This window comes from Planotetraspora silvatica, from assembly GCF_016863315.1.
Taxonomy (GTDB): Bacteria; Actinomycetota; Actinomycetes; order Streptosporangiales; family Streptosporangiaceae; genus Planotetraspora; species Planotetraspora silvatica.
This window is the reverse complement of record NZ_BOOQ01000061.1, coordinates 33,562-58,702: the sequence shown is the minus strand read 5'-3', so window position 1 is coordinate 58,702 and position 25,141 is coordinate 33,562. Positions and strand designations below refer to the sequence as shown.

At 69.5% G+C, this 25,141-nt stretch carries 20 protein-coding genes; 8 read left to right on the top strand and 12 right to left on the bottom strand.

What is annotated here, in order from left to right:
• Positions 1 to 159: 159 nt before the first annotated feature.
• On the bottom strand, positions 160 to 1,347 hold the full coding sequence (locus Psi02_RS37550; protein ID WP_239095493.1) for an ROK family transcriptional regulator: 1,188 nt from the start codon (positions 1,345 to 1,347) through the stop codon (positions 160 to 162).
• A 192-nt stretch (positions 1,348 to 1,539) separates the two neighbouring features.
• Between Psi02_RS37550 and Psi02_RS37545 the strand changes: the two genes are divergently transcribed.
• Complete coding sequence (locus Psi02_RS37545; RefSeq protein WP_203980683.1) at positions 1,540 to 2,283, top strand: HAD family hydrolase; 744 nt, start codon at positions 1,540 to 1,542, stop codon at positions 2,281 to 2,283.
• A complete protein-coding gene (locus Psi02_RS37540) occupies positions 2,280 to 4,646 on the top strand; it encodes a glycoside hydrolase family 65 protein (RefSeq protein WP_203980682.1) in 2,367 nt (788 codons plus the stop codon). Before Psi02_RS37545 ends, Psi02_RS37540 begins: the two co-directional genes overlap by 4 nt.
• Positions 4,647 to 4,842: 196 nt before the next feature.
• Here the strand turns inward: Psi02_RS37540 and Psi02_RS37535 are convergent, their stop codons facing one another.
• Entirely contained in the window at positions 4,843 to 5,739 is an 897-nt protein-coding gene (locus Psi02_RS37535) for an SDR family oxidoreductase (protein ID WP_203980681.1), read from the bottom strand.
• 213 nt (positions 5,740 to 5,952) lie between these two features.
• On the opposite strand from Psi02_RS37535, the gene Psi02_RS37530 reads away from it, so the two are divergent.
• Positions 5,953 to 7,011, top strand: coding sequence for an NAD(P)H-dependent amine dehydrogenase family protein (locus Psi02_RS37530; protein ID WP_203980680.1), 1,059 nt, complete (start codon positions 5,953 to 5,955; stop codon positions 7,009 to 7,011).
• A 45-nt stretch (positions 7,012 to 7,056) separates the two neighbouring features.
• On the opposite strand, the gene Psi02_RS41025 is transcribed toward Psi02_RS37530, so the two are convergent.
• The 6 genes from Psi02_RS41025 to Psi02_RS37500 all read right to left on the bottom strand — a co-directional run bounded on the left by Psi02_RS41025 (position 7,057) and on the right by Psi02_RS37500 (position 13,399).
• Positions 7,057 to 7,758: a flavin reductase family protein gene (locus tag Psi02_RS41025; protein WP_308442304.1), complete on the bottom strand. Its 702-nt coding sequence runs from the start codon at positions 7,756 to 7,758 to the stop codon at positions 7,057 to 7,059.
• A 73-nt stretch (positions 7,759 to 7,831) separates the two neighbouring features.
• Positions 7,832 to 8,449 carry an NADPH-dependent FMN reductase gene (locus Psi02_RS37520; protein ID WP_203980679.1) on the bottom strand — a complete coding sequence of 206 codons (618 nt, stop codon included), beginning with the start codon at positions 8,447 to 8,449 and terminating at the stop codon, positions 7,832 to 7,834.
• Positions 8,450 to 8,501: 52 nt separating this feature from the next.
• Positions 8,502 to 9,878 (bottom strand): LLM class flavin-dependent oxidoreductase, encoded by a 1,377-nt coding sequence (locus tag Psi02_RS37515; protein ID WP_275415338.1) that lies wholly within the window; start codon positions 9,876 to 9,878, stop codon positions 8,502 to 8,504.
• Positions 9,879 to 10,086: 208 nt separating this feature from the next.
• Positions 10,087 to 11,145 (bottom strand): MBL fold metallo-hydrolase, encoded by a 1,059-nt coding sequence (locus tag Psi02_RS37510; RefSeq protein ID WP_203980678.1) that lies wholly within the window; start codon positions 11,143 to 11,145, stop codon positions 10,087 to 10,089.
• Between the two features lie 53 nt (positions 11,146 to 11,198).
• Complete coding sequence (locus tag Psi02_RS37505) at positions 11,199 to 12,485, bottom strand: MFS transporter (protein ID WP_203980677.1); 1,287 nt, start codon at positions 12,483 to 12,485, stop codon at positions 11,199 to 11,201.
• Positions 12,486 to 12,838: 353 nt separating this feature from the next.
• Positions 12,839 to 13,399 (bottom strand): ArsR/SmtB family transcription factor, encoded by a 561-nt coding sequence (locus Psi02_RS37500; RefSeq protein ID WP_203980676.1) that lies wholly within the window; start codon positions 13,397 to 13,399, stop codon positions 12,839 to 12,841.
• Between the two features lie 87 nt (positions 13,400 to 13,486).
• On the opposite strand from Psi02_RS37500, the gene Psi02_RS37495 reads away from it, so the two are divergent.
• The 5 genes from Psi02_RS37495 (at position 13,487) to Psi02_RS37475 (ending at position 20,123) form a co-directional block, all read left to right on the top strand.
• On the top strand, positions 13,487 to 14,128 hold the full coding sequence (locus Psi02_RS37495; RefSeq protein WP_239095492.1) for a B3/B4 domain-containing protein: 642 nt from the start codon (positions 13,487 to 13,489) through the stop codon (positions 14,126 to 14,128).
• A 312-nt stretch (positions 14,129 to 14,440) separates the two neighbouring features.
• On the top strand, positions 14,441 to 18,148 hold the full coding sequence (locus tag Psi02_RS37490) for a multifunctional oxoglutarate decarboxylase/oxoglutarate dehydrogenase thiamine pyrophosphate-binding subunit/dihydrolipoyllysine-residue succinyltransferase subunit (protein WP_203980674.1): 3,708 nt from the start codon (positions 14,441 to 14,443) through the stop codon (positions 18,146 to 18,148).
• 73 nt (positions 18,149 to 18,221) lie between these two features.
• Complete coding sequence (locus Psi02_RS37485) at positions 18,222 to 18,395, top strand: DUF6104 family protein (protein ID WP_203887975.1); 174 nt, start codon at positions 18,222 to 18,224, stop codon at positions 18,393 to 18,395.
• Between the two features lie 118 nt (positions 18,396 to 18,513).
• Positions 18,514 to 19,335: a DUF4097 family beta strand repeat-containing protein gene (locus Psi02_RS37480; RefSeq protein WP_203980673.1), complete on the top strand. Its 822-nt coding sequence runs from the start codon at positions 18,514 to 18,516 to the stop codon at positions 19,333 to 19,335.
• Positions 19,332 to 20,123, top strand: coding sequence for a PadR family transcriptional regulator (locus Psi02_RS37475; protein ID WP_203980672.1), 792 nt, complete (start codon positions 19,332 to 19,334; stop codon positions 20,121 to 20,123). The genes Psi02_RS37480 and Psi02_RS37475 overlap by 4 nt, the downstream gene beginning before the upstream one ends.
• Before the next feature lie 187 nt (positions 20,124 to 20,310).
• On the opposite strand, the gene Psi02_RS37470 is transcribed toward Psi02_RS37475, so the two are convergent.
• From Psi02_RS37470 to Psi02_RS37455, 4 genes are all read right to left on the bottom strand, one after another.
• Positions 20,311 to 21,273: a zinc-binding dehydrogenase gene (locus tag Psi02_RS37470; RefSeq protein ID WP_203980671.1), complete on the bottom strand. Its 963-nt coding sequence runs from the start codon at positions 21,271 to 21,273 to the stop codon at positions 20,311 to 20,313.
• A 56-nt stretch (positions 21,274 to 21,329) separates the two neighbouring features.
• The gene (locus tag Psi02_RS37465; protein WP_203980670.1) at positions 21,330 to 21,941 is read right to left on the bottom strand and encodes an SSI family serine proteinase inhibitor; all 612 of its coding nucleotides are present in this window, start codon (positions 21,939 to 21,941) and stop codon (positions 21,330 to 21,332) included.
• Between the two features lie 154 nt (positions 21,942 to 22,095).
• Entirely contained in the window at positions 22,096 to 23,448 is a 1,353-nt protein-coding gene (locus Psi02_RS37460; RefSeq protein ID WP_203980669.1) for an NsdA family TPR-like regulatory protein, read from the bottom strand.
• Positions 23,449 to 23,780: 332 nt separating this feature from the next.
• Positions 23,781 to 24,944, bottom strand: coding sequence for an NAD(P)-dependent malic enzyme (locus Psi02_RS37455; RefSeq protein WP_239095491.1), 1,164 nt, complete (start codon positions 24,942 to 24,944; stop codon positions 23,781 to 23,783).
• Positions 24,945 to 25,141: the final 197 nt, after the last annotated feature.

Sequence of the window (25,141 nt, the reverse complement as noted above, 5' to 3'; positions counted from 1 at the left end):
GCCGGGCGAGGACGGACGGGGAAGCGGGGTGGGCCGCTCCGGGCGGACGTTCGCCGGGGCCGGGCGTGGCGATCGGGTCGACCTCGGTCATCGCGCGCTCCTGGGGGAAGACGGGGGGTTCGTCGGCCATGCGGCTCTCCTGGGGGGTGGCTCGACGGGCTATTTGGCCGAGTAGACGTGGTCGCTGATGAGACGGGCGGCCCCGACGACGCCCGCGATCTCGCCGAGTTCGGAGAGCACGATGGGCATGTTGCCCGTCGCCAGCGGCAGCGACCGGCGATAGACCACGCTTCTGATCTCGGCGAGCAGGACGTGGCCGAGGCGGGCGACCCCGCCGCCGATGATCACGAGACCGGGGTTGAAGAAGCTGACCAGGCTGGCCAGCACCTGCCCGACCCGATGGCCGCCGTCGCGGATGAGCCTGATCGCCTCCGCGTCGCCCTGCGCCGCGGCGGCGGCCACGTCCTCGGCACGGAGCTCGCCGGTCGCGGCCAGCCGTTCCGCGAGGTACGGCGACCCGCCCCCGCGGGCGACGGCGGTGGCCTCCCTCGCCAAGGCCGCGCCGCCGAAGTAGGCCTCCAGGCAGCCGGAGTTGCCGCACGCGCAGACCGGTCCGAGATCGTCCACCCGGATGTGCCCGATGTCGCCTGCGCTTCCGGAGACGCCCCGGTAGATCTTGCCGTCGACCACGATGCCGCAGCCGACCCCGGTGCCGATCTTCACCAGGAGGAAGTCGTCGACGTTGCGCGCCAGGCCGGCGTGCAGCTCGCCGAGGGCCATGATGTTCACGTCGTTGTCGACCATCGCGGGACAACCGAGCTCCTGCCCGATCGCCTCACGCACCGGGTAGCGGTCCCAGCCCGGCATGATCGGCGGCACCACCGGGACGCCCTCGGGGAAGCTCACCGGGCCGGGGACTCCGATCCCCGCTCCGTGGAGCTGGCCGAACAGCCCGTTCTCCCGGAACTTGCCCAGCAGCTCGACCGCCCGGTCGAGCACGACGGCGGGCCCCTCGCGGATGTCGCACGGCTCGCTGACGTGCCCGAGCACCTCGAGCTCGCCGTTGGTGATCGCGACGTCGATCGACGTCGCCCCGATGTCGATCCCGGCGAAGCGCGTGTGGGGCGAGAGCCGTACCTTGCCCGACCGCCTGCCCCCTCGGGAGGCGGCGAGACCGGCGGACTCGACCAGGCCGAGCTCGATCAGCCTGTCCAGCTCCACGTTGAGCTTGGAGCGTGACAGATCGACCACGTCCGCGAGTTCGGCGCGCGAACGGCCGCCCTCCCGGAGAAGCCTCAGAAGGGTCGCTTGGTGCACGTTCTCCGGCCGCATGGTGCTCCGCTTCACAACGCGCCTCCGCGTCAAAGTGATTGCGGCGAAGGTACCTCCCGTCCCCTGCTGGAGGGAAGGTCTTTTATCGATCTGATGCAATCTTTCGCCGAAAACGGCAAAAGTTCGGATGCGCGTGCGCTTCCGGGTTGGGTAGAGACCCGAGAAGAAAGGCCTTCTATTTCCGGAATGTCATACCCAGGAGGTCTGATGCTGGGGTTGCCTGACGGAGTCCGCGGCTGCCTGTTCGACATGGACGGAGTGCTGACCCGGACGGCCACCGTCCACGCGGCCGCCTGGAAGCGGGCGTTCGACGAATTCCTCCGGACGTGGGCCGGTCGTACGGGGACGCCCTTCACGCCGTTCGACGAGGTGTCCGATTACGACAGCTACGTCGACGGCAAGAAACGACTCGACGGCACCAGGTCGTTCCTGGTCTCGAGAGGGATCGACCTCCCCGAGGGCGACCCCGGCGACCCGCCGGACGCCCTGACCGTGAACGGCGTCAGCAACCACAAGAACGCACTCGTACAGAGTGTCCTCGACGAGAAGGGCGTCGACGTCTTCGACGGATCGGTGCGCTACGTCCGCGCGGTCCGGGAGGCCGGGCTGAAGACGGCGGTCGTCTCGTCGAGCGCCAACACCGCTCGGGTCCTGGCCGCCGCCGGCATCGCCGACCTGTTCGAGGCGCGGATCGACGGCGCCGTCGCCCAGACGCGCGATCTCGCCGGCAAACCCGCACCGGACATGTACGTCGCGGGAGCACAGGCCCTCGGCCTGAAGCCCTCGGAGGCGGCCGTCTTCGAGGACGCCCTCGCCGGAGTGGAGGCGGGCAGGGCCGGCCGGTTCGCCCTGGTCGTCGGCGTCGACCGGGTCGGACAGGCCGACGCACTGCGCGATCACGGTGCGGACACCGTCGTCACCGACCTCGCCGACCTCCTGGAGCAGCGATGATCCAGCATCCCGCCTTCACCGTGGAGCCGTGGTGGATCCGCGAGTGCCGTCTGCACCTCGACGTGCTGCCGCAGACCGAGTCGGTGTTCGCGCTGTCCAACGGGCACATCGGCCTGCGCGGCAACCTCGACGAGGGCGAGCCGCACGGCCTGCCGGGCACCTACCTCAACTCCGTCTACGAATTGCGGCCCCTGCCGTACGCCGAGGCCGGCTACGGCTATCCCGAGTCCGGGCAGACCGTGGTCAACGTCACCAACGGCAAGCTCATCCGGCTGCTCGTCGACGACGAGCCCTTCGACGTCCGGTACGGCACGCTGCACGAGCACGAGCGGGTGCTCGACCTCCGGGCGGGCACCCTCACCCGCACGGTCCACTGGACCTCTCCGGCGGGTGGCGAGGTCCGCATCAGGTCCACACGGCTGGTGTCGTTCACTCACCGGGCGGTCGCCGCCGTGCACTACGAGGTCGAGGCCGTCGGGCAACCGCTGGGCGTGGTCGTCCAGTCCGAACTGGTCGCCAACGAGACCCTGCCCGGGATGGACCGCGACCCGCGTGCCGCCGCGGCGCTCGAGGCGCCGCTGGTCCTGGAGGAGAACGCCTCCGGTACGTCCGGTGTGGCGGTCATGGTCCACTGCACCCGGGCCAGCAACCTGCGCGTGGCCGCCGCGATGCGGCACCAGATCGACGGCCCCTCCGGGACGCGGGCCGAGGCCGACGGCGCCGACGACGTGAGCCGCCTGACGGTGGCGACGCAGCTCAAGCCTGGAGAGCGGCTGCGTCTGATCAAGCTGTTCGCCTACGGCTGGTCGGCCCAGCGCTCCCGCCCCGCCCTGCACGACCAGGTGGTCGCCGCTCTGGCCGCCGCCCGCCTCACCGGGTGGGACGGCCTGCTCTCCAAGCAGCGGAAGTATCTCGACGAGTTCTGGGCCGGTGCGGACGTGGAGGTCGAGGGCGACGCGGAGATACAGCAGGCCGTCCGCTTCGGGCTGTTCCACCTGCTCCAGGCGGGGGCGCGGCTGGAACGGCGGCCGATACCGGGGAAGGGTCTCACGGGGTCCGGCTACGACGGGCACGCGTTCTGGGACACCGAGAGTTTCGTTCTGCCCGTCCTCACCTACACACACCCCCGGTCGGCCGCGGACGCGTTGCAGTGGCGGGAGTCGATCCTCCCGCAGGCCGAGGAGCGCGCCCACCAACTGGGACTGCACGGAGCCGCGTTCCCCTGGCGGACCATCAACGGCGAGGAGTGCTCGGGATACTGGCCGGCCGGCACCGCGGCGTTCCACGTCAACGCCGACATCGCCGACGCGGCCGTCCGGTACGTCGACGCCACCGAGGACATGGAGTTCGAACGCGAGACCGGCATGCCGCTGCTCGTCGCCACCGCCCGGCTGTGGTGCAGCCTCGGCCACCACGACGTCGAGGGCCACTACCGCATCGACGGCGTCACCGGGCCCGACGAGTACAGCGCGGTGGCCGACAACAACGTCTACACGAACCTCATGGCCCAGATGAACCTGCGCGCCGCCGCCGACGCCGCCGTCCGCCACGGCGACCGCGCCCAGGAGCTCGGCGTCGGGCTGGAGGAGATCGCGATCTGGCGGGACGCCGCGGCCGCGATGTTCATCCCGTACGACGAGCGGCTCGGCGTCCACCCCCAGAGCGAGGGGTTCACCCGCCATGCGATCTGGGACTTCGAGACCACCAAGCCGGAGCAGTATCCGCTGCTGCTGAACTTCCCCTACTTCGACCTCTACCGCAAGCAGGTGGTCAAGCAGGCCGATCTCGTGCTCGCGCTCCACCTGCGCGGCGACGCGTTCACGCCGGAGGAGAAGGCCCGTGACTTCGCCTACTACGAACGCCTGACGGTCAGGGACTCCTCGTTGTCGGCCTGCACGCAGTCGGTGATGGCGGCCGAGGTGGGCCAGCTGGAGCTCGCCTACGACTACCTCGGCGAGGCCGCGCTGATGGACCTGCACGACCTGGAGAAGAACACCAGGGACGGCGTCCACATGGCCTCGCTGGCCGGCGCGTGGACGGCTCTGGTCGCCGGCTTCGGCGGCATGCGCGCGTGTTCAGGCCGGATGTGCTTCTCCCCCCGGCTGCCCGACGGCATCACCCGGCTCTGTTTCCGTATGCGTTACCGGGGCCGCCTGGTATGCGTCGACATCACCGCGACCACGACGACCTACACGCTGGTGCACGGGCATTCGCTGACCCTGCACCACCACGGGGAGGCGTTCACGCTCGGCCGCGAGCCGGTCTCGCGCACGACGCCCATCACCCCGGTCCCGGAGCAGAGGCTCCGCCAGCCGCCCGGCCGCGAACCATCCCCCCGCCACCCCGGCCCCATCTCCACGTGATCCTGCACAAATCCTGGCCGTGATCATGCACAGGTTCGGCGCCACGCCGTACGACCTGCGCAAACCTCGAGCGTGATCATGCACAGATTCGCGGGCATGCCGTACGACCTGCGCGAACCCCGAGCGTGATCATGCGCGTGGGCCGCGGCAGGCGCCTCGACATGCCCGGCGCCCGCCGCGGTATCGAGGACGTGGCCTACAGCATGGCCTGCATGGACGCGGTGGCCTGCCGCCCCAGCGTGGTGGGCTGAAGGTGGGGCTCCTCCGTCATCACGGCGTCCCAGTTGTCGCGGATCGCCTCGATCGTGAGGTCGTCCGTACGCCAACCCGGGCCCTCGGCGACGAACACGCGCGCGACCCGACCGCCGCCCACGGAGAACACCTCACCGGTCGTCTCACAACTCTCGTGCGCGAGAAATGCGACCAGCGGGCTGATCCGCTCCGGGGTGAGCTTGTCCTCGAGTTCGGCCGGGAACAGCGCCTCGGTCATCCGGGTCCAGGCGATCGGCGCGATCGCGTTGGCCTTGATGTTGGCGCGCGCGCCCTCGATGGCGACGGACTTGGTGAGGCCCACCAGGCCCATCTTCGCGGTCGAGTAGTTGACCTGGCCGAAGTTGCCGAACAGGCCGGCGGGCGAGGACGTGTTGACGACCCTCCCGTACGCCTGCTCCTTCATGTGCGGGAACGCCGCGCGGGTGACCAGGAACGAGCCGCGCACATGGACGGCCAGCACCGCGTCGAACTCCTCGACGCTCATCTTGCCCAGCGACTTGTCCCGAAGGATCCCGGCGTTGTTGACCACGATGTCCACCCGGCCGAAGGTGTCGATCGCGGCCTGGACGATCGCCTGGGCACCCTCGGGGGTGGCGACGTTGTCCCCGCTGGCGATGGCCTCGCCGCCGTTCTTGACGATCAATTCGGCCACGTCGGCGGCAGGACCGGAGGACGGGCCGGTGCCGTCGAGCGCGCCGCCGAGGTCGTTGACGACGACCTTGGCCCCCCGCTCCGCGAGCAGGAGCGCGTGCGAACGGCCGAGCCCGTGCCCTGCCCCCGTCACGACCGCTACCTGTCCGTCGAACCTGAGATCCGGCATGACGCCCACCTTTCGGAGGAGAACAAGGTTCTAGTTGCCTGAACAATAGCTCTCCGGCCTGAAAGCGGTAGCAGTCGGCAACAGAACACCGCGCATCGTGATCAATCATGTGAATTTCTGCTATAGTTCTGGTCCCCCGGACGGGCGTGGGTCAACGACGACACCCCTCCCAGCACGGCCCCCGCCCAGAGCTGACCTGGCTGGAGGCCACGCATGCCCTTAACTCCACCCCTGCGCGTGGTCCAGTGGGCCACCGGCGCAGTCGGGGGATACGCGCTGCGGAATGTGATCAATCGTCCGGAGTTCGAGCTGGCGGGAGCTCTCGTCTACGACCCCGACAAGGTCGGGCTCGACGCGGGAGAACTGGTGGGCCTGGGCACGGCGGGTGTCGTCTGCACCGACGACGTCGACCAGGTGATGGCCACGCAGGCCGACTGCGTCCTCCACATGCCGCTTCCCGCGTCGTACTTCGGCGGTGACCCCGCGACCGACCTCGAGACGATCTGCGCGCTGTTGTCGTCGGGCAAGAACGTCATCACCACCACCGGATTCGTCTACCCCCAGGCGTACGGCCCCGGCGTGGTCGAGCGGCTGGAGGCCGCGTGCGCCCGCGGCGGGACCTCACTGCACGGGACGGGCATCAACCCCGGCTTCATGAGCGACCTGCTGCCGCTCGCGCTGACCGGGCTGTCCGACCGGCTCGACCACATCTACGTGCGCGAGTCCTCGGACTACCGCGGCCATCCGTCCCGGCAGATCGTCACCGACCTGATCGGCTTCTCCCGCGCGCCCAAGGACTACGCGGAAGCGGTGCGCCCCTTCCGGGCCTACCAGCGGTCGCTGTTCACCGAGAGCGTCCAGCTGGTGGCGTCCACACTCGGCGTCGTGCTCGACGAGATCGAGGAGAGCGACGAGTTCGAACTGGCCACGGAGGAGTTCGAGATCGCCGCGGGCGTGGTGCGGCCGGGCACGGTCTGCGCGTCCCGGTGGGTCTTCTCCGGCCTGGTGAAGAACATGCCGTTCATGACCGTCGAATGCGTCTACAAGGCCGACGCGGAGAAGGTGCCGCGGTGGCCCGCTCCCGGATTCGCCATCCACATCGAGGGCCGGCCCACCATGGCGATCACCATCGACGAGGTGGCGCACGGGCTGGCGGGCGCCGCCGCCCACGCGGTCAACTCGATCGCGGCCGTGTGCGCGGCGCCGGCGGGCATCCGGACGATCCTCGACCTGCCGCTCGCGACGGGACGCGGCACCGTCCGCCTCGCATGAAGGGTCGGGTGGGCCGTCCCCCCTCGGAACGGCCCACCCTCCGGATCAGTACGGCAGGAACCGCCCGAACCTGCCCTTGTGGTAGATCAGGGGACGCCCCGCCGAGCTCACGCTGGTCGAGGTCACCAGGCCGACCACGAGGACATGATCGCCGACCTCGACCGTGTGGTGGGGGCGGCAGATCAGGTGCGCCGACACGTCGTGCAGCAACGGCACGCCCTGCGGGCCGTCGCCCCATCTGGTCGGATGGGCGAAGCGGTCGATGTCCTTCTTCGCGAATCTGGCCGCGATGTCCGCCTGGTCGCCGGCGAGTACGTTCACCGCGAAATGATCGGCCAGCCGCAACGACGGCCAGGTCGTCGACGACTGCGCGACGTAGAACGACACCAGCGGCGGCTCAAGGCTGACCGACGAGAACGAGGTGGCCGTCAATCCCACCGGCACGTCCTCAGGCCGCGCCGTGACCACCACCACTCCGGCGGCGTGCACGGCGAGCGCCCGGCGGAACTCGTCGCCGCCGACCGGTACGGCCTGCTCGGCGGACGATCCGTTCCCCGGACGGTCGACATCGCCGGACGACACGCGGTTCTCAGACGACACGAGGTTCTGGGAGGGCACAGGGTTCTCGGACGACACGCGGTTCTGGGAGGGCACAGGGTTCTCAGACGACACGAGGTTCCCGGACGACACGAGCCGGAGCGGCACCGGGACGGGAGCGTCCGGGGCCGAGTCGTGCATGGCGGTCATCGCCGGGACCTCCGAACCGGTCGCGTGCCCTCATCCGTCACAAGGAGTCCGTCCATCGCGCTGATTCCGTCAGTCATGCTGAAACCTCCTGGCGGAACGACAGTCGCGGAGCCACCTGACCGGCCCAGCCGTCCAGCAGATCGTCGAGTTCCGGTACGGCGACAGCCCCGGAATCCGGCCCGAAATCACGCGGGACCACCGACTCCAGCACCACCAGCCCGGGAGTAGGCACGAAGGCGCCCAGCTCGACCAGCACGGGCCTCAGGTGAACCTCCACCGCGAGCGAGTGCTTGGGATCACCCATGACCAGCAGCGGCAACGCCGCCTTCCCCGCCAGTGCCTGGTGGGGAAGCCTGTCGAGGAACACCTTGAGCAGTCCCGTGTAGGTCCCCTTGTAGGTGGGGCTGGCGACCACGAGGACCTCGGCGTCCAGGACCAGCTTCAGCGCCGACTCGACGCCCGGCCCGGGCTCGCGGGCCAGGAGGTGCGGTGCGAGAGCGGCCAGGTCCACCACGTCATTCAGTGCCGCGAAGCCGTCAGGACCGGGGCGCGTCCCCGCCGATGGGCTTGCGGCGCCTTCGTTGCCAGGGGCCTGTCGCAGTCGTTTCGCCACCGCCTCGGCGGCGCGTACCGCGATGGCGAGTGTCCGGGATCCTTCCCGTGGGTTCCCCACCAGCGTCACGATGCTCATCGCGTCCTCCTCCGTCGTGCGAGGGCCGTCGTGAGGCCCGACCGGTTCGCGGTCACGAGGCGACCGCCACAGTGCCGTCCGCGTTCTCAGGGGCGTTCCCGCCTGCGATCTCACCGGCGGGGCCCGAGGCGTACCTGCTCGCGGGCCGGGGCAGGCCGTAGTTCTCCCTCAGCGTCCGGCCCTCGTACTCGTGCCTGAACAGCCCTCGGGCCTGTAGTTCCGGCACCACGTGGTCGACGAAGTCCTCGAGGCCGGACGGGAGGACGGGCGGCATGATGTTGAAACCGTCCGCCGCGCCGTTCTCGAACCACTCCTGGATCTGGTCGGCGATCTGCTCGGGGGTCCCGGCGAGCACCCGGTGCCCGCGGCCGCCCGCGAGCCTGGCGATGAGCTCGCGGAGGCTGAGGCCCTCCCGCCGCGCCAGGTCGGTCACGAGCTTGAGGCGGCTCTGCTGGCCTTCGGTCTCGACCGGCACGTGTGGCAGCGGCTCGTCCAGCGGGTGTCCCGACAGGTCGACGCCGAGGATGTTGGACAGCTGGGCCACGCCGTACGCCGGGATGATGAGGTCCTCCAGCTCCTTCTCCAGCCGGAGCGCCTCCCGCTCGGTCCCGCCGAGGATGGGCGAGATGCCGGGGAGGATGACCACGTTCTCCGGCGGCCTGCCGTACCGGGCCGCCCGGGCCTTGATGTCGGCGTAGAACTCCTGCCCCTCCTCCAGCGTCTGCTGCGCGGTGAAGACGGCCTCGGCGTGACGGGCGGCGAAGTCCCTGCCGTCGTCGGACGAGCCCGCCTGGACCAGCAGCGGACGGCCCTGCGGCGGGCGCTGGATGTTGAGCGGGCCCTTCACCCGGAAGTGCGCGCCCGCGTGGTCGACCTGATGGATCTTGGCGATGTCGGCGTAAATGCCCGCGTCCCGGTCTCCGACCACCGCGTCGTCCTCCCAGCTGTCCCAGAGCCTGGTGGCGACCTCGAGGAACTCGGCGGCCCGCTCGTAGCGGTCCCGGTGGGCAGGCCGTTCGATGCCGAAGTTGTGCGCCTCGGCCTCGCCCGCCGAGGTCACGATGTTCCATCCCGCCCTGCCGCCGCTGATGTGGTCCAGCGAGGCGAACCTCCGGGCGACGTGGAAGGGCTCGTTGTACGTCGTCGAGACCGTCGCGATCAGGCCGACGTGGTCGGTCACGGCGGCGAGCGCCGACAACAGCGTCAGCGGCTCCAGCCCGCCGAGTGCGTTGTGCCGGACATCGCCCTGCAACGCGAGGCCGTCGGCGAAGAACACCGAGTCGAGCCGGCCGCGCTCGGCGATCTGGGCGAGGTTCTGGAAGTGCCGGACGTCGGTGAGTCGCAGGGGGTCGGTGCGGGGGTGGCGCCAAGCCGCCTCATGGTGCCCCACACCCATCAGGAAGGCGTTGAGGTGCAGTTTCCTGGACAAGTGGTCCTCCACGTGGAAGAGCGACGCTCCAGTGGGACCCGGAGCCGGTCCGATCGCGGGTTTCTCACCGAGATCGACACCGGCCGCCGACTACGCGGCCGGCGTCCCCGCGAACGGGCCGGGCCAAGAACGTGTCCTGACTCATGCCGCTGACGCTAAACGCATCGGCGCACATAGTCAACATTTCCTACTTGATTTGCGGGGAATCCTATGCGGGCAGCCACAGGTCCGGCTCACCCGGCACCCGTGAGACCTGGCCGCGCGCCTCCAGCCAGACGAGATGGGCCAGCGTCTCGTTGTTGGCGCCACGCCGCATGTGGGGCGGGATGGTCTCCCACGGCCTCGACCAGGTCAGCCGGGTCGCGAGATCCCAGCACGTGCTGCCGCCCGTCTCGGCGACGACGCGCTCGACCTCCGCCAGCCGCTCCTCGTGGTGACTGATCACGTAGTCCACCCGCTCGCCCAGTTCGAGGAACCGGAACTCATGAGCCGGCAGCACCTCGTCCACGTCGAGCTTCCCGACGTTCCTGAGGGCGTCGAGATAGTCGGCGAGCGGGTTCGCCGTCGACTGGGGATGCACCGCCACCATCGGAGTGATCTTGGCCAGCACGTGGTCGCCGGAGAACAGCAGCCGGCGATCGGGCTCCACGAAGCAGAGATGGCCGGGCGAGTGCCCCGGGGTCCAGATGGCGCGAAGGTCCCATCCGGGCAGATCCAGCCGGTCGCCGTCCTCGATCAGGCGATCCGGCACGGCCATCGTCACGAAACTGCGCAGCATCATGGAGGCCCCGGCCAGTTCCTGGGCCGTCATCTCCGGCACGCCGCATCGGAGCAGCAGGCTCCGCTCCCGGACGACCAACTCCTGGATCGCCGAGTCGTCGTAGCGCTCGCGGACCAGCCGGGCGTCTTCCGGATGCAGGCCGATCCAGGCCCCGGAGACCTCCCGGATACGCCCGGCCAGGCCGTAATGATCGGGATGGATGTGAGTGACCAGCACCGCCTTGACATCGGTGATCTCATAGCCGGCCGTCCGCAGTCCGGCCACGAGGGCGTCGTAGGCCTCGTCGGTGTTCCATCCGGCATCGATGATCACGACGCCGTCCGGGATCTCCAGCGCGTACACCAGGACGTACCGCAGTGGATTGATCGGAATCGGGACCGGGATCGACCACAATCCCGGCCGCACGCACTCGACCTCCGGGAGGACCCGGGCGAGCCATGCCGCGCGTTGTTCCTCGTTGGCCGCCGTCACGGTCGGCTTGCTCATCGGCCGCACCCCTTTCGCACCCCCCGATTCTGCACTGTCACCCGAACAACGTTCTACTGGGGTTCCCGTACGGGCACCGGGACTTCGGCCCGCGCGGCGGGGAGCCGTACATAGAGGAGAGTCGCGGACAGCGCGATCACGGCGGTCACGGCCCAGACCCCACCCGCCCCCACCTGCGCCGAGAGCGGGACCAGCACGAGCGACGAGACCGTTCCGCCGAACTGAAGCTGGAGCGAGTCAACCGACATCACGGTCGCCCGTTGGGTCGAGACGATCCGCTGATGGATGAGCTCGTTCCTGAACAGCGAGCTGACGGCCAGACCGGTGAACAGCACGACATAGGCGGCTCCGGCGGCGACCATCCCCGCCACGCCGTCCAGCGCCACGGACGCCGCGAGAGCGCCCACGGACGCCGCCGTGAAGACGGTGGCCAGCATGACGGCCCGCATCGATCCCCCGACGGCCCTGGCGACCGCCGGAGCGATGGCGCTGCCCACGGCGTTCGCCGCGAACCCGGCGGCGGCCACGATGGCGTAGATCGTGCCGGCCGTCTCGGGGCGGCCGGTGAGCGCGGCCAGGCGCCCGGGCGTCAGCAGTTCGATGGAGTTGAGCATCACGCCCGCGGCCACGGCGACGAGCAGCAGCCGCCCGAGGCCCCGGTCGCGTACGGCGAGCCGGAAACCTCCCCCGATGGTCACCGGCACGTCGCGTAAGACGTCGGCCAGGCGCGGCCGTACCTGCCTGGCCGGTTCCCGCATCACCAGGAGGACCGTGAACAGGAGGATCAGGGCGGCGCCTCCCCCCGCCCATACGGGCACGGCGAGCGACTCGCCGCTGACCAGCAGCGGAAGCACGCCGCCGGTCAGCGTCCCGATGGCGAGGGCGACGGAACCGGCGGCTCCGCCCGCCGCGAGACCGGGCTTGAGGTCGGCCGCCGGGCCCTCCAGCGCGTGGAGCCTGTCGACGTACCAGGCCTGGGCCGGGCCACTGGACAACGCCCTCGCGACGCCCTTGAGCAGCGAGGCGATCAGGAACATCCAGGCCGAACCCGCCAGCGCCGTCATGGTGAGCCCCGCCACGCTGAAGACGGCCGAGGCGGCGAGGACAGTCCGCCGACCGATGACGTCCGCCAGCCCGCCCGTGGGGAGTTCCAGGGCGACGACGGTGATCGAGTAGGCGGCGGTGACCAGGCCGATCTGCGCGACGTCGAGCCCACGTACCGACATGAGCAGGACCATCGGCGCGATCATCAACCCCGTCGGCAGCCAGGTGAGGAACTCCACCAGCGCATATCGCCCCCGCATCCCCTCCGGCGTGATCATGCTCACTTTCTTGATCATGGCCTCTCACCTGCCACGGCTCCCGCCGTGATCATGCACATGTTCGGCGATGACCCGGCTGAGCAGCGGCTTCACGTTGCGTGATCATGCACACCTTCGGCGGCACGACCCCTGGTCTGCGGTTTCTCGGTTTGTGATCATGCACTTAGTCCGGGCCCCGGACCGGATTGCATGATCACGGAGGATGTCGGCGCAGGTCACGCATGGTTTTGCCGAATGTGCGCATGATCACGTACGGCTTTCGCCCAGCTCACAGCACATCCCGCCGAACCTGTGCATGATCACGCGCGGTCAAGGGCCAGCTCAGCGGCCCCATCCACGAACCCGTGCATGATCACGGGGAAAGGGGGCGGTCAGGGGCGGGGGTGGGCGGCGAGGAAGACCGACACGGGACGGGCGTCGGGAGCGTCCTTGTCCCGGTCCGCCGCCTCCCGGAGCATGGCCCACATCCGCTCGGACAACGAGGCCACCGACGCCGGCGACAGCCGTACGACGTCGTCGGACATCCCGGCGACCTCGATCCACTCCGGACCCCAGGAGTCCCGATCCCGCTCGAACGTCTCCGCGGCGTCCGTCAGCACCTCGACCTGGCGCCGGCTCAAGAAGGCCGACGCCTCACGACCCTCGGGGGTCGCCGCCATCTCGGCGTTGCTCCACGACGTCATCCGATGGACGGCCCGCCATCGCCGCTCGCGGCGATCCCGCTGCTCCGCGTCCTCCACGACGAAGCCGTACCGGGCGAGCTGCCTCAGGTGATAGCTCGTCGATCCCGAGCTCTCCCCGAATCGGGCCCCCAGCTCGGTGGCCGTCGCGGGCCCGTCGAACCGCAGCGCTCCCAGCAGGCGCACCCGGAGGGGATGAGCCACCGCCTTGAGCGTCCGCGGATCGCTCACATGGAAGACCTCATCACTCATGTCCGTGAGCCTAACTTCGCAAAGACCTCTTTGCAAACTTTCATTTGCAATAATGGCGACCCGGCGCCCGGCCGTAGGCTGGACCGCGTGATCGAGGAAATCCAGATAGACGAGGCGGTACGACGCCTGCGTCCCGACTTCACCGTGCTCGCCATCTGCGCCTACGGCCTGAGTAACGGGCCGACGGACGACAGGTCGCGCGAGTGGCTGGCGGCTGCGGCCGCCCAGGCCGTGCCGACCGACCACGAGAAGGTCGAGGCGTGGCGCGCGGCCTATCGCGCCTTCGGCGCCAAGCCCCAGCGGACCCGGCCGTCGGTCGACGCCCTCGTCCGCCGGATGCCGCTCCCGGAGATCAACCTGGTCGTCGACGCCTACAACACCGTGTCCGTACGGCACGGCCTGCCGATCGGCGGGGAGGATCTGCGCCGCTACGACGGGGCCGCCCGCCTCATCCGCGCCGCCGGCGACGAGCCGTCCGAGGAGGCACTCGGCGACCCCGAGATCGGCGAGGTGGTCTGGCGTGACGACACGGGCGTCACCTGCCGGAGGTGGAACTGGCGGCAATGCGTCCGCACCCGGATCACCGAGGAGACCGTGGACGCCCTGTTCCTGCTCGAACGGCTCGAGCCGCTCTCGTCGGACGAACTGGCCGCGGCGGGAGACGAGCTTTCCGGACTGCTCGCCGCGATCACCCCAGAGGTCCGGATCGAAAGCCGGCTGATCGGCTGAACCTCCGCCACCCGAATCCTCCCACCGAAGGCCCGGCGGAACCGGCCTGCGCGAAACATCACGATCGGGCGGGCCGGATCACCGGAATGTAATCATTTCGGCCGAAAACGCGCGTCACGGCCGAGACATGACCATTCAGTAAGCGCGGCCTCACCACCCAGACGGACTACTCGCGCCTGACCTCTTTGATCGATCCTGGGACGATGGGCCAGGACCTGGGCCCCGACGGGCGCACCACACTGCCCAGGGCGAGTAGCCTTGGACCGGTTCTAAAACAACAACGCCCATCTGCGGAAGAAGGCGGTTTCCGCCGTGTCGTCTGAGTCGTCGCGGACAAACCCACTGGCAAGCTTCGGACAAAACGAATGGCTTGTCGACGAGCTATACCAGAAGTACCTCGAGGATCCCGAGTCTGTGGACAAGGCCTGGTGGCACTTCTTCGCTGACTACAACGGGACGGGAAAGGCCTCTCCAACGGCTGCCGCCGCGCCTTCCCCGGCTCCCGCCGCGAACGGGGCGGCCGCCGCCGCGACCGCCCCGGCACCTCCAGCGGCGACCCCGACCCCGGCGCCCCAGGCAGCACCGGCCGCGCCGGCTCCGGCGCAGGCCAAGGCCGCTCCGGCCGAGAAGCCGAAGATCGCCGCACCCGCTCCGGCGGGCGCTACCGAGGAGAAGATCCGAGGCGCGGCGGCCCGCACGGCCCTCAACATGGAGGCTTCGCTGGCGGTGCCGACGGCGACGAGCGTGCGCGCGGTTCCCGCGAAGCTGCTGGTCGACAACCGGATCGTCATCAACAACCACCTGTCCCGCGGCCGCGGCGGCAAGATCTCCTTCACCCACCTGATCGGCTACGCGATCGTCCGGGCGCTGCAGGCGATGCCCGAGATGAACCACTCCTACACGGAGGTGGACGGCAAGCCGATCCTGGTCAAGCCCGAGCACGTCGGCCTGGGCCTCGCCATCGACGTACAGAAGAGCGACGGCACCCGCCAGCTCCTCGTGCCGTCGATCAAGGCTGCGGAGACGCTGGACTTCCGCCAGTTCTGGGTGGCCTATGAGGACATCGTCCGCAAGGCCCGTGCCGGGAAGCTCGGCGTGGACGACTTCCAGGGCACCACGATCTCGCTGACCAACCCCGGCACCATCGGAACGGTGCATTCGGTGCCGCGTCTGATGCCCGGCCAGGGCACGATCATCGGCGTCGGGGCGATGGAATACCCGGCTGAATACCAGGGCGCCTCCGCGGAGACGCTCTCGCGCCTGGCCATCAGCAAGGTCATGACGCTGACCTCCACCTACGACCACCGGATCATCCAGGGCGCCCAGTCGGGTGACTTCCTGCGGCGGATCCACCAGCTCCTGCTCGGCGCCGACGGTTTCTACGACGAGATCTTCGAGTCGCTGCGCATCCCCTACGAGCCGGTTCGCTGGGTCCCCGACATCTCGGCCACCCACGACGACGACGTGGCCAAGTCCGCCCGCGTGCTGGAGCTCATCCACGCCTACCGGGTCCGCGGCCACCTCATGGCCGACACCGACCCGCTGGACTACCACCAGCGCAAGCACCCCGACCTCGACATCAAGTCCCATGGCCTGACCTTGTGGGACCTCGAGCGCGAGTTCGCGACCGGTGGTTTCGGCGGCCGCCCGCTGATGAAGCTGCGCGACATCCTCGGCGTCCTGCGTGACACGTACTGCCGGACGGTCGGCATCGAGTACATGCACATCCAGAACCCCGAGGAGCGGGCCTGGATCCAGGCGCGGGTGGAGAAGCCGCACGCCAAGTCCGACCGCGAGGAGCAGCTCAACATCCTGCGCCGGCTCAACACGGCCGAGGCCTTCGAGACCTTCCTGCAGACCAAGTACGTCGGCCAGAAGCGCTTCTCCCTGGAGGGCGGCGAGTCCCTGATCCCGCTGCTCGACTCGGTGATCAGCGAGGCCGCCCGCGAGCAGCTCGACGAGGTCGTCATCGGGATGTCCCACCGCGGCCGGCTCAACGTGCTGGCCAACATCGTGGGCAAGTCCTACGGCCAGGTGTTCGGCGAGTTCGAGGGCAACATCGACCCGCGCAGCGCGCACGGCTCGGGCGACGTGAAGTACCACCTGGGCGCGGGCGGCGACTTCGTGGCCCCCGACGGCTCCAAGATCAGCACATCCGTCGTGGCGAACCCGTCGCACCTGGAGGCCGTCGACCCCGTCACCGAGGGCGTGGTCCGGGCCAAGCAGGACCTGCTGGAGCGCGGCGAGGAGGGCTTCACCGTCCTCCCCGTCCTCGTCCACGGTGACGCCGCCTTCGCGGGCCAGGGCGTGGTCGCCGAGACCCTGCACCTGTCCCAGCTGCGCGGCTACCGCACCGGCGGCACCATCCACATCGTGGTCAACAACCAGGTCGGCTTCACGACGAGCCCGGCGAGCTCCCGCTCCTCGGTCTACGCCACGGACGTCGCCCGGATGATCCAGGCGCCGATCTTCCACGTGAACGGCGACGACCCCGAGGCCGTCGTCCGCGTCGGCAGGCTCGCCTACGAATACCGCAAGTCGTTCCTCAAGGACGTCGTCATCGACCTCGTCTGCTACCGCCGCCGCGGGCACAACGAGACCGACAACCCGGCGTTCACCCAGCCTCTGATGTACGACCTCATCGACGCGAAGAGGTCCACGCGCAAGCTCTACACCGAGGCGCTCATCGGCCGGGGCGACATCACGGTCGAGGAGGCCGAGCAGGCCCTCCGCGACTACCAGGAGCAGCTGGAGCGGGCCTTCACCGAGACCCGCGAGGCCACCAAGCGACCGCTCGAGCCGGGCTCGGTCGTCGCGCCGCAGCCCGACGAGCTGATCCCGTGGTCGCATGAGGACACCGCGACGGCGATCTCGGAGGAGACGGTCAAGCGGGTCATCGAGACCCAGCTCAGCCTGCCCGAGGGCTTCACCGTCCACCCGCGCCTCGCGCCGGTGCTGCAGCGTCGCGGCGCCATGGTGGCCGACAACACCATCGACTGGGCGACGGGCGAGGCTCTGGCCTTCGGCGCGCTGCTCATCGACGGGCACCCGGTGCGGCTGGTCGGCCAGGACTCGCGTCGCGGCACGTTCGGCCAGCGGCACGCGGTGATCGTCGACCGGGTGACCGGCGAGGAGCACACTCCGCTCAAGGCCTTCAACCACGGCACCACGAAGTTCTACGTCTACGACTCGCTGCTCAGCGAGTTCGCGGCGATGGGCTTCGAGTACGGCTACAGCGTGGTCAGGCCGGACGCCCTGGTGGCCTGGGAGGCCCAGTTCGGCGACTTCGCCAACGGCGCCCAGTCCATCATCGACGAGTTCATCTCGTCGGGTGAGCAGAAGTGGGGCCAGCGCTCGTCGGTCGTGCTTCTGCTGCCGCACGGCTACGAGGGCCAGGGCCCGGACCACTCCTCGGCCCGCATCGAGCGGTTCCTGCAGCTGTGCGCGCTGGACAACATGACGGTGGCCCAGCCGACCACGCCGGCGAACTACTTCCACCTGCTGCGCTGGCAGGTCCTGTCCAACCGCCGCAAGCCGCTGATCGTGTTCACGCCCAAGTCGCTGCTGCGCCTCAAGGCCGCCGCGTCGGCGGCGGCGGACTTCACGTCCGGCTCCTTCCAGCCGGTCTTCGGCGACAGCGCGGTCGACCCGTCGGCCGTCCGCAAGGTCGTGATCTCCTCGGGCAGGATCTACTACGACCTGCTGTCCGCCCGGACCAAGGCCGGCCGGAACGACGTGGCGCTGGTCCGCCTGGAGCGGATCTACCCGTTCCCGGAGAACCCGCTCAAGGCCGAACTGGCTCGCTACGGCAGCGACATCGAGGTCATCTGGGCTCAGGACGAGCCGGTCAACATGGGCCCGTGGCCGTACCTCGCGCTCAAGACGACCGAGCGGCCCGACCTGCTCGGGGGGCACACCCTGCGCCGGGTCTCCCGTACACCCAACTCCTCACCGGCCACCGGCTCGCACTCCAAGCACGACAGCGAGCTGAGCGACCTGATCGACGGCATCTTCGGCTAGTCCGAAGGCGTACGCACACGGAAGTCCCCCACGGTTTCACTGTGGGGGACTTCCCCGTAATTGGAGCAACACCATGTACTTCACGGACAGGGGCATCGAGGAACTCGTCGACCGGCGCGGCGACGAGGAGGTCAGCGTGAGCTGGCTGGCCGAGCGGCTGCGCGAGTTCGTCGACCTCAACCCGGAGTTCGAGATCCCCGTCGAACGACTGGCCACCTGGCTGGCCCGGCTCGACGAGGACGACTGAGCGGGCGGCGGAAACGCGATACATCTTGACTTTCCAGCAACGCGACATATCGTGTTTATAGACAGCACTGCTGCCGGTCCCCCGGAGATCGGCGACCTCGCGTTGGAAGGGCCGTGCAATGCCCCATTGGACGATCGAGAAGCCCGAACAGCTCACGTTCGCCCCTGTCAGCCAACTGAGCGTCCGCATCGTGGCCGGACGGCTGGCAGTGCTCGCCAGTGACGGGCCGCCCAGTCTCGAGGTGACGGACATCGGCACGCCACCCCTGCTGGTCACCCACGAGGACGACGGCCGGCTCGTCGTCACCTACAAGGACCTGACCTGGGACGGAATCCTCGGCTGGCTCCGTCCCGGCTCGCGGAACACGACGCTCACGCTCACCGTGCCGAAGGACTGCCCGGTGCAGGTCGGCGTGATCTCCGCGTCCGCCGTGGTGGCCGGCTTCGAGGGGCGGACGAACGTCAAGAGCGTCTCCGGCGAAATCGTCCTCGACGGCGTGAGCGGCGACGTTCACGCCGAGACGGTCTCCGGATCGGTGGAGAGCCGCGGCCTCGCGGGCAATCTGTCCTTCAGCAGCATCTCCGGTGACCTGACCGTCGCCGCAGGGGTGCCGCACCGTCTGCGCGCCAACACCGTCTCCGGCCGGATCACCACCGATCTGGAGCTCACCCCCACCGGCGATGTCACGCTGAACAGCGTGTCCGGCTCCGTGGTCGTACGGCTCCAGCAGACGGTGGACAGCGACGTGTCCATGCGCTCGAGTTCCGGCAGGGTCGAGTCGGCCTTCCCCGACCTCGACAACCAGAAGCGCCCGGGAGTGAGGTCGCTCACCGGACGGCTCGGCGGCGGCATGGCCCGTGTGTCGGCCAACACGGTGTCCGGCGACGTCACCCTGCTGAGCAGGCAGTCCGGCGGCGCAGCGAACGAGGAGAGAGCATGAGCCCGGTGTTCGGCCACGGACGGCTCCGGCTGTACCTGCTGAAGCTCCTTGAGGAGAGTCCACGGCACGGCTACGAGGTGATCCGGCTTCTGCAGGACCGCTTCCTCGGCGTCTACTCCCCCTCGCCCGGCACGATCTACCCGCGCCTGGCGAGGCTGGAGGAGGAAGGCCTGGTCACCCACGAGGTCGTGGAGGGCAAGAAGGTCTTCACCCTGACCGATCGAGGCAGAAACGAGCTCAACGAGCGGATGGACGAGCTCGCCGAGCTGGAGCGGGAGATCACCGCATCCGTCCAGGACATCGCGCGTGAGGTCAAGGAGGACGTACGGCAGACCGTGCGCTCCCTCCGCCAGGAGCTCACCCAGATGGCCAGGGACATCAACCACGACTCCGCGGGCGAATCCCGGGGCCCGCACTCGCACGAGTCCCGCGACGCCTGGCGCGAGCAGAAGGAAGAGTGGAGGCGCCAGCGTCAGCAGGCGAGGGACGAATGGCGCCAGCACAAGGACGAGTGGCGCCACCAGCGCCAGCAGTGGCGCAACGAGGCCGATCGCTGGCAGCGTGAGTGGCGCCGCACCTGGGAGGAGGCCTGGTCGATCACCGGCCGGTCCTTCGCCAGGCAGGGCGGGCTCGCCCACGACGCCGAACTGGGGCGCGCGCTGGCCGACTTCATCGGGCGGGTCCGCCAGGAGGCCGGCGAGGGCGTGCTCACCGACGAAACCGTGGCGGAGTGCCAGGTCATCCTCGACGAGGCGGCGGCCCGCATCCGCGACGTCCTCCGCCCCTGATCACTCTGCTCGCGGAAAGGGGCGACGATGAGTCCGTACGGCTGGCGCGACCCGTTTCTCCGGCAACCACCTCCGCCGCGGCGTGAGGCGCCGCCGGAGAACCACCCTGATCCCCGCGAACCAGGCGGCCGGAGCCCGGACGCGCTCGCCACCAGCGGACGCGAGTAGCGAGCACGCCGGGCGCGGGTCACACGGTGAAGACGATCTTTCCGAAGATGTCGCCGCGGTGCATCGCGGCGAACCCGTCCTCGGCCTGGGCCAGCGGGAGCACGCGGTCGATCACCGGCCGCAGTCCGGTCTGCTCCAGGAAGACGGCGAGCCTGGCAAGTTGATCCCGAGTCCCCATCGTGGAACCGATGATCGACTTCTGCAGGAAGAACACCTGGGCCAACTGCGTGGGGGCCACCATGCCGCTCGTCGCTCCGCTGATGACGATCTTGCCGCCGGGACGAAGCGAGCTCAGCGAGTGCGCCCAGGTCGCCTCGCCCACGGTCTCCATGACGGCGTCGACCCGCTCGGGCAGGCGGGCTCCGGTCTCGAAGACCCGGTCCGCGCCGAGTTCGAGGGCCCTGGCCCGCTTCTCCTCCGAACGGCTCGTCGCCCACATCCGGAACCCTCCGGCCCGCCCGAGCGCGATGAGGGCGGTGGCCACGCCGCCTCCCGCTCCCTGGACGAGGACCGTCGAGCCGGGCTGGAGGGCCGCCTTGTCGAAGAGCATGCGATAGGCCGTCAGCCAGGCGGTGGGCAGGCAGGCCGCCTCCTCGAACGTGATCGCGGCGGGCTTGGGCACCACGTTGCCCGCGGGAACGGTCACCTTCTCCGCGAACGTTCCGTCGTAGGTCTCCGACAGGAGCGAGCGCCGCGGGTCGAGGGTCTCGTCCCCGTTGATCGGGGTGCCGATCACCGAATGAACGATGACCTCGTCGCCGTTCTCGTCCACGCCCGCGGCGTCGCATCCGAGGATGATGGGCAGGCGATCCTGGCTGATGCCCACCCCCTTGAGCGTCCACAGGTCATGGTGGTTCAGCGCGGTGGCCTTGACGGTGATCGTCGTCCAGCCCTCGGGGACCGTCGGCTCGGGCCGGTCACCCAGCGTCAGTCCCTTGAGAGGGTTGTCCGGGTCTGTCTGTGTAGCGGTCACGGCGAACATGCCCGAACATTACTCTGCCCGCGCTGCCGGATCACGGCCCACCGTGGCCGGCGCGATCAGATGTCGAAGATGGTGCCGGTGGCCGAGTGCATCTCGCAGGCGTTGCCGAAGGTGTGCTTGAAGTCGACGTAGCGACCGTCCCAGATCCCGTTGGCCGTCACCGTGACCGGGCTGAACATCATGGGGCAGAAGGTGTTCTGGCTCGGCTTGAGCTGGGTCAGGTCGCCGTTGACCCGGTTCACGACGACGCACGCCTCGTCTCGCTCACGCAGGGTCCCGAATGTCGCCGGGCAGTTCAGAACCGAGTAGCGCTCCGGCTTGGCCGTCTCCCCGGCGGCGTAGGTCAGGATCAGCGCCCGCGTGCGAGTCGCGATGGGACGGATCTTCGTGACCCGATTGGTCACAGCCGCCGGAGCGGTTGCGGCCACGCCCGGAGGCGCCTGAGCCGCGGGGGCGACCGGAGGCGCCGGAGCGACGCCCGGGAGCGGCCGAGCACCCGAAGCGGCTTGAGTCCCCGGAGCAACCTGATCGGCCGGATTGACCTTGGCGACCGGAGTGGTCGCCGTCACGCCGGACGGTTGCGGCGGTGGCGGCAACGTCCCGGCGAAGGCGGCCGTGGGGCCGGCGGCGATGGCCGTGCCGGCCAGCAGAACAAGGAGTGGCTTCATGTCGGTCCCCCGAGTGTCGGATGGCCGTCAGCCTCTCCGGCGGACTGCTCCCGCTCAAGCCTCCACTCCGCCTGCTTGGGTAAATCTGGCAACTCGTTAACTCCCCTACCAGGCGAAAGCGGGCCTCCCGGATGCCCGTCCGGAGCCCGGGTCGTCACACGGGGACGCCGTTGCGGCCCAGCAGGTCCGCCACTTGCGGCTCTCCGGCGTACGGCTCGAGCCGCTTGCGTAAGTCGTCGACGTACGACCTGGTCCGTACGGACTGGAGACTCCTGGCGAGGTCGAACGCGGCGCCGGCCGCCATGCACGCCTCCTCCAGGTCGCCCTGCTGCACGAGCGCGGACGCCAGGAGCGAGAGGTTGAACATCCGGCCCCGCACGAACCGGCCGTCCATCCGCAGCGACCGCCGCGCATGCCGTACGGCCGCCGCCCCGTCACCGAGGTCGCGGAGGCAGTGGGCCGACTTGGCCGCGAGATAGGCCTCGTCGAAGTAGGCGATCCATCGGGGCTCGTCCTGCGGCGAGCGCCGGTCGAAGGCCTTCTCCGCCTCGTGCAGCGAGGCGGCGCACGACGGACCGTCGCCGAGTTGGGCGAACGCGTGCGCCTCCTGCACGTGGGCCTCGGCCAGCAGGGAGAAGATCCCTGACCGGGTGGCCGCCATCGTGGCCGCCCGCGCGAGGTCGAGGCCGTGACGGGGCTGCCCGATGTAGAGGGCCTGGTGGCTCATGCCGGCGAGTATCTCCCCGCCGAGACCGTGGTCGCCCGCGCCGCGGGCCAGCCCGAGCGCCTGGATCAGATAACGCTGGGCCAGGCCGTGCTGCTCGAGGTCGTAGGCCATCCAGCCGGCGAGCCGGGTGAGCTCGGCCGCCGCGGTGGCGAGCGCCCGCCCGGTGGCCTCGCCGTACGAGCCGTTCTGCAGGAGAGGCGCGACCGCCGTATCGAGATATTTCACGACCGGTCCGCGAATGCTGCCGCCGCCGAACCGGTTGTCCAGCTCACTGAACGAACGCGTGACCTCGTGAATCGCGGTCACGTCGGAGACGCCCACCCTGCGCGGGCCGTTCGCGGAGAGTCGGTCCTGCGCCGGGACCGTCAGCCAGCGGGCGATCCCGGCGGAGCCCGCTCCCAGAGCGAAGGTGGAATCGAGCAGGAACCTGCGCCGCTCGACGTCGGCCTTCCACAGTGCTGTCACGCCTGCCACACCCTCCTCCCACGAATGGGGGAACTCCTGTCCGAGGTCGAGAGGGACTGCTCCGCGTGGCATGCCGATGTCCTCCATGGACACCGGCCTCCCGAGCCGCAGCGAAAAGATCTCCGCCAGCAGGCCGGGAACCGGATCGCGCGGGCGCTGGCCACCCGCCCAGCGCAGCACCGAACCATGGTCATATCTCATCCCGGTCAGCCCACGGGCGGAGCCGAGATCGTTGAGCCGGCTCGCCAGCCCCTTGCGGGACAGGCCCGCTTCGGCCAGGTGCTGCTGGAGCAGCCGGTTGGGTTCGCGTCGCATCGCTCTCCTCACCCAGGACAGGCATAGCCGATAGGTAACGGAGAGCTCTCTTTATAGCACGTAGCGTGAAACCCCCAAGGGATTCCCAAGTTTCCACGGGCCATCCAGACGAAAAGCCTCGACTCGGAATCATGCGTACGGGAATGCATGATCACGACTCGAGGCTTCGCAGGTCCGACCGCATGCGCACGAACCCGCGCATGATCACGAACGGGATCTCCACAGGTCGCATGGCATACACCCGAAGGTGTGCATGATCACGCCGAGAGGATGCACAGGTCGTACGGCACATGCACGAAGGTGTGCATGATCACGGGGAAAGGGGTGAGGGGCTATTTGCGGGCGACGCCGTCGCGGCGGGCTTGGGCGGAGACCGCGGCGGTCACGGCGGGAGCGACCCGGGCGTCGAACGGGGAGGGGATGACGTACTCCTCCGAGACGTCGTCCCCGACCACGTCGGCGAGCGCGGTCGCGGCCGCCACCTTCATGTTCTCCGTGATCGTGCCGGCCCGCACGTCGAGCGCGCCGCGGAAGACGCCGGGGAAGGCGAGCACGTTGTTGATCTGGTTGGGGAAGTCCGAACGGCCGGTGGCCACGACCCTGGCGTGACGGGCCGCCACCGACGGCTCGATCTCGGGCGTCGGGTTGGACAGCGCGAAGACGATCGCGTCCGGCGCCATCGCCGCCACGGCGGCCTCGGAGACCGTCGAGCCGGACAGGCCGATGAACACGTCGGCTCCCGCGAGAGCCTGCTCGGTCGAGCCGGTCAGGCCCAGCTTGTTGGTGTCGCGGGCCAGCGCCTCCTTGACGGAGTGCAGGCTCTCGCGCCCGGAGTGCACGATGCCCTTGGAGTCGGAGACCGCGATGTCGCCGATGCCGGCGTTGAGCAGGATCCGGGTCACGGCGACGCCCGAGGCGCCGGCGCCCGCCACCACGGCCCGGAGATCGCCGAGCGACCGCCCGGTGAGGCGGGCCGCGTTCCGCAGGGCGGCCAGGACGACGATCGCGGTGCCGTGCTGGTCGTCGTGGAAGACGGGGACGTCGAGCGCCTCGCGCAGCCGGTCCTCCACCTCGAAGCACCGCGGCGCGCTGATGTCCTCGAGGTTGATGCCGCCGAACGACGGCGCGAGCCTGGTCACGGTCTCGACCAGGGCGTCGACGTCGGTGCAGTCGAGGCAGATCGGGACGGCGTCGACGCCCGCGAACTGCTTGAACAGCAGCGCCTTGCCCTCCATGACGGGCATGGCGGCCGAGGGACCGATGTCGCCCAGGCCGAGGACGGCGGTGCCGTCCGAGACCACGGCGACGACGTTGGAGACCCAGGTGTAGTCGTTGACGAGTTCGGGGTTGTCGGCGATGGCCGAGCAGACGCGGGCGACACCCGGCGTGTAGGCGAGCGACAGGTCGTCCGCGTCACGGACCGGAACGGTGGAGCGGACCTCCAGCTTGCCCCCGCGATGGAGCGCGAAGGCCGGATCCAGATCCAGCGATGTCAAGGAATCAGGTGAGACGGTCACAGCGACCCCAGTGTCGAAAGGACGAGTTCCTTCTAGACGCCGCAAGAGAACGAAAGCCCAGGCTTCGGTAGCCGCCGGAGGCCGTCGTCGTTGACGGTCGTCTCTTGAGGGGGTACGGGGGTCACCCGTTTTCCGATTGTGCCACACACGTGGGAGCCGACGGATCCGCACCTGGA